At 51.8% G+C, this 856-nt stretch carries 9 tRNA genes; all 9 read left to right on the forward strand.

The window, feature by feature from the left end:
• Positions 1 to 36: 36 nt before the first annotated feature.
• The 9 genes from JCM12304_RS18810 (at position 37) to JCM12304_RS18850 (ending at position 840) form a co-directional block, all read left to right on the forward strand.
• Positions 37 to 112: transfer RNA gene (locus JCM12304_RS18810), tRNA-Val, on the forward strand.
• A gap of 5 nt (positions 113 to 117) precedes the next feature.
• Positions 118 to 193: transfer RNA gene (locus tag JCM12304_RS18815), tRNA-Thr, on the forward strand.
• A gap of 52 nt (positions 194 to 245) precedes the next feature.
• Positions 246 to 321: transfer RNA gene (locus JCM12304_RS18820), tRNA-Lys, on the forward strand.
• A gap of 3 nt (positions 322 to 324) precedes the next feature.
• Positions 325 to 409, forward strand: a tRNA-Leu gene (locus JCM12304_RS18825).
• Positions 410 to 422: 13 nt separating this feature from the next.
• Positions 423 to 497 (forward strand) — tRNA-Gly (locus JCM12304_RS18830).
• Positions 498 to 504: 7 nt separating this feature from the next.
• Positions 505 to 592, forward strand: a tRNA-Leu gene (locus tag JCM12304_RS18835).
• Positions 593 to 596: 4 nt separating this feature from the next.
• A tRNA-Arg gene (locus JCM12304_RS18840) sits at positions 597 to 673 on the forward strand.
• A gap of 5 nt (positions 674 to 678) precedes the next feature.
• Positions 679 to 755: transfer RNA gene (locus tag JCM12304_RS18845), tRNA-Pro, on the forward strand.
• 9 nt (positions 756 to 764) lie between these two features.
• Positions 765 to 840: transfer RNA gene (locus tag JCM12304_RS18850), tRNA-Ala, on the forward strand.
• Positions 841 to 856: the final 16 nt, after the last annotated feature.

Here is an 856-nt window from a genome sequence, read left to right on the forward strand (position 1 = left end):
CGGACATGTTATTATTTAAGAAGTGAAAAATGTATTGGAGGATTAGCTCAGCTGGGAGAGCACCTGCCTTACAAGCAGGGGGTCGCAGGTTCGAGCCCTGCATCCTCCACCATTTATGCCGGCCTAGCTCAATTGGTAGAGCAACTGACTTGTAATCAGTAGGTTGGGGGTTCAAGTCCTCTGGCCGGCACCATTATCTTATATACTATATACAATTAATATGATGTTATAATTACATCTAGTACGAGCCATTAGCTCAGTTGGTAGAGCATCTGACTTTTAATCAGAGGGTCGAAGGTTCGAATCCTTCATGGCTCACCATTTGCGGGTGTGGCGGAATTGGCAGACGCGCTAGACTTAGGATCTAGTGTCTTCGGACGTGGGGGTTCAACTCCCTCCACCCGCACCATTTAATTGTATATGCGGAAGTAGTTCAGTGGTAGAACACCACCTTGCCAAGGTGGGGGTCGCGGGTTCGAATCCCGTCTTCCGCTCCAAGCCATAGCCGGGGTGGCGGAATTGGCAGACGCACAGGACTTAAAATCCTGCGGTAGGTTCTACCGTGCCGGTTCGAGTCCGGCCCTCGGCACCATTTAGCGCCCGTAGCTCAATTGGATAGAGCGTTTGACTACGGATCAAGAGGTTAGGGGTTCGACTCCTCTCGGGCGCGCCATTATACGGGAAGTAGCTCAGCTTGGTAGAGCACATGGTTTGGGACCATGGGGTCGCAGGTTCAAATCCTGTCTTCCCGACCATTTAAATAAGGGGCCTTAGCTCAGCTGGGAGAGCGCCTGCCTTGCACGCAGGAGGTCAGCGGTTCGATCCCGCTAGGCTCCACCAATTATTACATTCGTTC

It is taken from the genome of Virgibacillus halodenitrificans JCM 12304, from assembly GCF_001310895.1.
Lineage (GTDB): Bacteria > Bacillota > Bacilli > Bacillales > Amphibacillaceae > Virgibacillus_Q > Virgibacillus_Q halodenitrificans.